Source organism: Pseudomonas edaphica, from assembly GCF_005863185.1.
GTDB classification, from domain to species: domain Bacteria; phylum Pseudomonadota; class Gammaproteobacteria; order Pseudomonadales; family Pseudomonadaceae; genus Aquipseudomonas; species Aquipseudomonas edaphica.
Genome location: NZ_VBVZ01000306.1, coordinates 1 through 7,262 on the forward strand (window position 1 = coordinate 1; position 7,262 = coordinate 7,262).

General features: G+C 60.1%; 5 protein-coding genes and 1 pseudogene. 5 read left to right on the top strand and 1 reads right to left on the bottom strand.

The annotated features are described in order from the left end of the window. Positions 1-1,139, bottom strand: a 1,139-nt coding sequence (locus tag FEM54_RS19480) for a phospholipase (protein WP_138452540.1), incomplete at its 3' end; no start/stop codon positions are given. Positions 1,140-1,375: 236 nt separating this feature from the next. On the opposite strand from FEM54_RS19480, the gene kdgD reads away from it, so the two are divergent. The 5 genes and pseudogenes from kdgD to FEM54_RS19515 all read left to right on the top strand — a co-directional run. Next, positions 1,376-2,287, top strand: a complete 912-nt coding sequence (gene kdgD / locus FEM54_RS19485; protein WP_138452542.1) for a 5-dehydro-4-deoxyglucarate dehydratase — start codon at positions 1,376-1,378, stop codon at positions 2,285-2,287. A gap of 54 nt (positions 2,288-2,341) precedes the next feature. After that, positions 2,342-3,787 carry an aldehyde dehydrogenase family protein gene (locus FEM54_RS19490; RefSeq protein WP_138452544.1) on the top strand — a complete coding sequence of 482 codons (1,446 nt, stop codon included), beginning with the start codon at positions 2,342-2,344 and terminating at the stop codon, positions 3,785-3,787. Positions 3,788-3,960: 173 nt separating this feature from the next. Beyond that, entirely contained in the window at positions 3,961-5,325 is a 1,365-nt protein-coding gene (locus FEM54_RS19500) for an MFS transporter (RefSeq protein WP_138452546.1), read from the top strand. Between the two features lie 11 nt (positions 5,326-5,336). Further along, positions 5,337-6,890, top strand: coding sequence for a galactarate dehydratase (gene garD / locus FEM54_RS19505; RefSeq protein WP_017138258.1), 1,554 nt, complete (start codon positions 5,337-5,339; stop codon positions 6,888-6,890). A gap of 186 nt (positions 6,891-7,076) precedes the next feature. After that, a pseudogene (locus FEM54_RS19515) lies at positions 7,077-7,262 on the top strand (AEC family transporter); the annotation flags it as partial.

Consider the following 7,262-nt stretch of genomic DNA (forward strand, 5'->3'; position numbering starts at 1 on the left):
GGCTTGTAGTCCTTGAGCAGCAGGTAAGTGCTCCAGCCCCACCAATCATTGGTCCAGTGCTTGTCGTTCAGGTCATTCACGTCCTTGCGGCGCAGCACCTTGTCACCCTCCATCTTGAACAGCGGCGAAAAGTTGTTCGCCGGGTTCTGCGCAGCATTCAGGTCCGGCACATACAGCGGTGCCTTGAAGCTGGCCGGGGAGGGCGCGACACCGCTGATAAAGGTCTCGAAGATCTCATCGGCCGAGGCCTGCACTGCACGTTTAACCATGGCCCGATTGTCCGCGTCGATCGCATCGAAGTAGCGCTTGTCCCCATAGGCGTGCCATTGATCACCCTTGGCATTGCGTACCTTGAGCCCGAACTTGCTGTCTTCGTCGTGCATGAAGCGGCTGATCAGTGAGCCCAACTCTCCTGGCGTGACCACCGCCGCCAATTGCTTGCGCGGCACGCGCAGGTGGCCGGCAGAAAACAGATCGGTCAAAAAGTGATCGGCAAAGCTGTTCATTGCATACGCCAGTTCCAGCGCCTGGTCGGTGCCAGTCTGGTGCGCGATGACCGCCTGTTGCAGTGCCGCCGTATGGCCGGCCAGGTACGCCGACAGCGCCCATTCGCCAAAGTGGTCGGCGTTGTCTGCTGCCAGCTTCAAGTAACGCCCCAGTGGAATCAGCGCCGAAACCGCACTGCCGCCGCCGGTAATGCGGTTCCATTCTTCGGACAACGTATCACCCAGCGCGTCATAGGCTTCATGGGGTTGTTTGCCGTCGCGGATGGCCTGGTTGACCGCGTTGATCTCCTTTTGCATGACTGCGAGGATTTTCCCGGCTTCTTCACGCGAGGCCGGTAGCACCGCCAGTGAGTTGAAAGCGGCGGTAAAACGTTGCACACGGTCGGCCGGGGAGGCGCCATCGCTGATGGCCTGGCCGGGAATGCCATAGAAGTCACCGCCCAGGGCAATCACTTGGCCGTAGGTCAGCGCCAGACCGTTGGGCAGGTGCAATTCGACTTGCCGCGCAGGAATCGCCGGGGCGTCCTTGACGAAACGCAGCAGCGTGTCATCGCCGATGGCAGTGTGTTCAGCGCCTTCAAAACGTAGGGTGGGCGGTGTTTTTTCGGGTGCTGCGAGTTCAAGACCTGACATGTTAGCTCCTTGCTATGTCGTAGGAATCTTCCGTAATAACTGTATATGCATACAGTCATTCAGAGCATAGAGGAATAATTTCCTACGTCAAGAAGCTGCGTTTAAACACGTGCCTGCGGATGAAGCCCGATGAATTGCAGTTGACGAATCATTTTATAGTTGTACGATGACGTACGACATCATCAAAACCAACAACAACCTTTCGACAGAAAGTCTTCATCCAGGGTGTTCGAATAATGAATCCACAAGAACTGAAGTCCATCCTCTCCCACGGTCTGCTGTCTTTTCCGGTAACCGATTTCAATGCCCAGGGTGACTTCCACCAGGCGGGCTACATCAAGCGTCTGGAATGGCTGGCCCCTTATGGCGCCACCGCCTTGTTCGCCGCCGGCGGCACCGGTGAGTTTTTCTCCCTGGCCGCCAGCGAATATTCCCAAGTGGTGAAGACCGCCGTTGATACCTGCGCCACCAGCGTGCCGATCCTCGCCGGTGTCGGCGGTTCGACCCGTCAGGCCATCGAATATGCGCAGGAAGCCGAGCGTCTTGGCGCCAAAGGCTTGCTGCTGTTGCCGCACTACCTGACCGAAGCCAGCCAGGACGGCGTCGCCGCCCACGTTGAGGCCGTGTGCAAGTCGGTCAAAATCGGCGTAGTGGTCTACAACCGCAATGTTTGCCGCCTGACTGCACCCTTGCTCGAACGCCTGGCCGAGCGCTGCCCGAACCTGATCGGCTATAAAGATGGCCTGGGTGATATTGAGCTGATGGTGTCGATTCGCCGCCGTCTCGGCGACCGTTTCAGCTACCTCGGCGGCCTGCCGACTGCCGAGGTTTACGCCGCTGCCTACAAGGCCCTGGGCGTGCCGGTGTACTCCTCGGCGGTGTTCAACTTCATCCCGAAAACCGCGATGGACTTCTACCACGCGATTGCCCAGGACGATCACGCCACCGTTGCCAGGATCATCGACAACTTCTTCCTGCCTTACCTCGATATCCGCAACCGTAAAGCCGGTTACGCGGTGAGCATCGTCAAGGCGGGCGCCAAAATTGCTGGTTACGACGCAGGCCCGGTGCGCACGCCGCTGACCGACCTGCTGCCGGAAGAATACGAAGCCCTGGCCGCGCTGATCGACAAGCAAGGTCCGCAGTAACTTATCAACAAGGCCGCTGAGTAATCAGCGGCCTTTTGCGTCAGGAGAAGATTTGTGTCCCAAGCCAAACGTTTTGAAAACTACATCAATGGCGAGTGGGTGGCCGGTGCCGACTACTGCAATAACATCAATCCGTCGGAGTTGTCCGATGTCATTGGCGAATACGCCAAGGCCGATGTAGCCCAAGTCAACGCCGCCATCGATGCCGCCCGCGCCGCGTTCCCGGCCTGGTCGACGTCCGGCATCCAGGCACGCCACGATGCACTGGATAAAGTCGGCAGCGAAATTCTCGCCCGCCGCGAAGAACTTGGCACCTTGCTGGCTCGGGAAGAGGGCAAGACCCTGCCCGAAGCCATCGGCGAAGTGACCCGCGCCGGTAACATCTTCAAATTCTTCGCGGGCGAATGCCTGCGCTTGTCTGGCGATTACGTGCCATCGGTACGCCCAGGCGTGAATGTTGAAGTCACTCGCGAAGCCCTCGGTGTGGTCGGCCTGATCACGCCGTGGAACTTCCCGATTGCCATCCCTGCGTGGAAAATCGCTCCGGCCCTGGCCTACGGCAACTGCGTGGTGATCAAACCGGCAGAACTGGTGCCGGGTTGCGCCTGGGCCTTGGCCGAAATCATCTCCCGCGCCGGTTTCCCGGCCGGTGTGTTCAACCTGGTGATGGGCAGCGGCCGTGTGGTCGGCGATGTGTTGGTCAACAGCCCGAAAGTCGACGGCATCAGTTTTACCGGTTCGGTTGGCGTCGGGCGTCAGATCGCGGTCAGCTGCGTGTCGCGCCAGGCCAAAGTACAGTTGGAGATGGGCGGTAAAAACCCGCAGATCATCCTCGATGACGCCGACCTCAAACAGGCCGTCGAGCTGTCGGTACAGAGCGCGTTCTACTCCACCGGCCAGCGTTGCACCGCCTCCAGCCGCTTGATCGTCACCGCCGGTATCCACGACCAGTTCGTCGCGGCCATGGCCGAGCGCATGAAGTCGATCAAAGTCGGCCACGCGCTCAAAAGCGGCACAGACATTGGCCCGGTGGTCTCCCAGGCCCAGTTGAACCAGGACATGAAGTACATCGACATCGGCCAAAGCGAAGGCGCGCGGCTGGTCAGCGGTGGCGGCCTGGTGACCTGTGACACCGAAGGCTACTACCTGGCGCCGACGCTGTTTGCCGACAGCGAAGCCGCCATGCGTATCAGCCGTGAAGAGATCTTCGGCCCGGTGGCCAATGTGGTGCGTGTTGCGGATTACGAGGCGGCGCTGGCCATGGCCAATGACACCGAGTTCGGCCTGTCGGCGGGCATCGCCACGACGTCGCTCAAGTACGCCAACCACTTCAAGCGCCACTCCCAGGCCGGGATGGTGATGGTCAACCTGCCGACCGCTGGCGTGGATTATCACGTGCCGTTCGGTGGCCGAAAGGGTTCATCCTATGGTTCGCGTGAGCAAGGTCGCTATGCGCAAGAGTTCTACACCGTGGTGAAAACCAGCTACATCGGTTCGTAACACCTGCGAGCCCTGCTTGTGTGGGAGCTGGCCTGCCTGCGATAGCATCACTGCGGTGTACCTGACACACCGCGGTGCCTGTATCGCAGGCAAGCCAGCTCCCACATAAAGCCGGTCCCGCATACAACAAGACCATTACCCGCAAAAAAAATAATTAGTGGGAGTACATCTTCATGCAAGCGACCAAGCCGACTCACGTCCGCTATTTGATCCTGCTCATGCTGTTCCTGGTGACCACGATCAACTACGCCGACCGAGCCACTATCGCCATCGCCGGCTCCAGCCTGCAAAAAGACCTCGGCATCGACGCGGTCACCCTCGGTTATATCTTCTCTGCATTCGGTTGGGCCTACGTGGCCGGGCAAATCCCCGGTGGCTGGCTGCTGGACCGGTTCGGTTCAAAAAAAATCTACGCGCTGAGCATCTTCACCTGGTCGCTGTTCACCGTGCTGCAAGGCTATGTGGGTGAGTTCGGGGTTTCCACCGCGATTGTTGCGCTGTTTATGCTGCGCTTTTTGGTGGGCCTGGCTGAGGCGCCTTCGTTTCCCGGAAACGCCCGTATTGTGGCGGCGTGGTTTCCTACGGCCGAACGCGGCACTGCTTCGGCGATTTTCAACTCGGCGCAGTACTTCGCTACGGTACTGTTTGCACCGCTGATGGGCTGGATCGTCTACAGCTTCGGCTGGCAGCACGTGTTTATCGTGATGGGCGGCATCGGCATCCTGTTCTCGCTGATCTGGCTGAAACTTATCCACAGCCCGCGCCAGCATCCGATGATCAACGAAGCCGAGTTCAACCACATCGCGGCCAACGGTGCGATGGTCGACATGGACCAGGACAAAACCAAAGGCCAGAAAACCGACGGGCCGAAGTGGGATTACATCCGCCAACTGCTCACCAACCGCATGATGCTCGGCGTGTACCTGGGCCAGTACTGCATCAATGGCATCACCTATTTCTTCCTGACCTGGTTCCCGGTGTATCTGGTGCAGGAGCGTGGCATGACCATTCTCAAGGCGGGGTTCATTGCATCCTTGCCGGCCATCTGTGGGTTTATCGGCGGCGTGTTGGGCGGTTTGATTTCCGATTACCTGTTGCGCCGGGGGCATTCGCTGACCTTCGCGCGCAAGGCGCCAATCATTGGTGGCTTGCTGGTGTCGTGCAGCATCGTGGCGTGCAACTACGTGGATATCGAATGGATGGTGGTGGGCTTTATGGCCCTGGCCTTCTTCGGTAAAGGCGTTGGCGCACTGGGTTGGGCGGTGGTGTCCGACACCTCGCCGAAACAAATCGCCGGGCTCAGTGGCGGCTTGTTCAATATGTTTGGCAACCTGGCGTCCATCAGCACGCCGATCGTCATTGGTTACATCATCGCCACCACCGGCTCGTTCAAGTGGGCGTTGGTGATCGTCGGCGCCAACGCGCTGTTGGCGGTGTTCAGCTACTTGGTGATCGTCGGCCCGATCAAGCGCGTGGTGCTCAAAGAGCCGCCAAGCAAAGGGCCGGAACTGACTAACCTTACCCAAGCGCACTCCTGAGGGGCGATGTAATGCAGTTGATTGAACATGCCGACTCGCCGCGCTCGATTCGTTTGCACGCGCGCGACAATGTGGTGATCGTGGTGAACGACCAGGGCGTGCCGGCCGGCACCGAGTTTCCGGACGGCCTGGTCACCGTGGATTTCATTCCACAGAGCCACAAGGTGACCCTGGAAGATATCCCCGAAGGCGGTGAGATTATTCGCTACGGCCAGACCATCGGCTATGCGCTGGCGCCGATTCCGCGTGGCAGTTGGGTGCAGGAAGACCAATTGCGCATGCCGACTGCGCCGCCGCTGGACAGCTTGCCGCTGTCGACCGAGGTGCCAGCAACCCAGGCGCCGTTGGAAGGCTTCACGTTTGAGGGCTACCGCAACGCCGACGGCACCGTGGGCACGCGCAATATTCTCGGCATCACCACCACGGTGCAATGCGTCACTGGTGTGCTGGACCATGCGGTCAAGCGCATCAAGGACGAGTTGCTGCCCAAGTACCCGCACGTTGACGACGTGGTGGCGCTGACCCACAGCTACGGCTGTGGCGTGGCCATCACCGCGACCGATGCCTACATCCCGATCCGCACCGTGCGCAACCTGGCACGCAACCCGAACCTGGGCGGCGAAGCGCTGGTGATCAGCCTGGGCTGCGAAAAGCTGCAGGCCGGGCAGGTGATGCACGACAACGACAGTTCCGTCGACCTCAGTGAGCCGTGGCTGTACCGCTTGCAGGACTCCAGCCACGGGTTTACCGAAATGATCGAGCAGATCATGGCACTGGCCGAAACCCGCTTGAAGAAGCTCGACCAGCGTCGCCGGGAAACCGTGCCGGCGTCCGAACTGATCCTGGGCATGCAATGCGGCGGTAGTGATGCGTTTTCCGGCATCACCGCCAACCCGGCGTTGGGTTATGCCTCGGATTTGCTGTTGCGAGCCGGGGCGACGGTGATGTTTTCCGAAGTCACCGAAGTGCGCGACGCCATCTACCTGCTGACGTCGCGCGCCGAGAGCAAGGAAGTTGCCCAGGAACTTGTCAGGGAAATGGACTGGTACGACCGTTATCTGGCCAAGGGTGAGGCGGATCGCAGCGCCAACACCACGCCGGGCAACAAGAAGGGCGGGTTGTCGAACATTGTCGAGAAGTCCCTGGGCTCCATTGTCAAATCCGGCAGCAGCGCGATCAATGGCGTGCTTGGCCCGGGTGAGCGGTTCAAGGGCAAGGGCCTGATCTTTTGCGCCACGCCGGCCAGCGACTTTGTCTGTGGCACCCTGCAACTGGCGGCCGGGATGAACCTGCATGTGTTCACCACCGGGCGTGGCACGCCTTACGGGCTGGCGATGGCACCGGTGGTGAAGGTCTCAACGCGCACGGAACTGGCGCAGCGCTGGCCGGACTTGATCGATATCGACGCCGGGCGTATCGCCACCGGGCGTGCGACCATCGAGGAGCTGGGCTGGGAGCTGTTCCACTTCTACCTGGATGTGGCCAGCGGCAAGAAACAGACGTGGGCGCAGCGGCATAAGCTGCATAACGACATCACCCTGTTCAACCCCGCGCCCATCACCTGAGACCAGCACGGACTCTGTGGTAGCTGGCTTGCCTGCGATGGCGGTGTATCAGTAACGAATGCATCGACTGACACTGCGCCATCGCAGGCAAGCCAGCTCCCACATTTGCTCGGGGTTGCCCAGACGAACCGGGCTGCATGGCTTATCATTAGCCACCTGACGACACCCACCAAGGTTCTCCCCGGCATGCTGGCTATCTTCCTCACCACCCTGACCATCACCGCGCCGGTGTTTGCCATGCTGTTTTTGGGTGTGCTGCTCAAGCGCATCAACTGGATCAACGACAACTTCATCCACGTTGCATCGTCGCTGGTGTTCAACGTCACCATGCCGGCGCTGCTGTTTCTCGGCATCCTCCACGCCGACCTGCAT

Coding starts and splice junctions, on each gene's coding strand:
- kdgD (WP_138452542.1), top strand. CDS start 1,376: ATGAATCCACAAGAACTGAAGTCCATCCTCTCCCACGGTCTGCTGTCT.
- FEM54_RS19500 (WP_138452546.1), top strand. CDS start 3,961: ATGCAAGCGACCAAGCCGACTCACGTCCGCTATTTGATCCTGCTCATG.
- garD (WP_017138258.1), top strand. CDS start 5,337: ATGCAGTTGATTGAACATGCCGACTCGCCGCGCTCGATTCGTTTGCAC.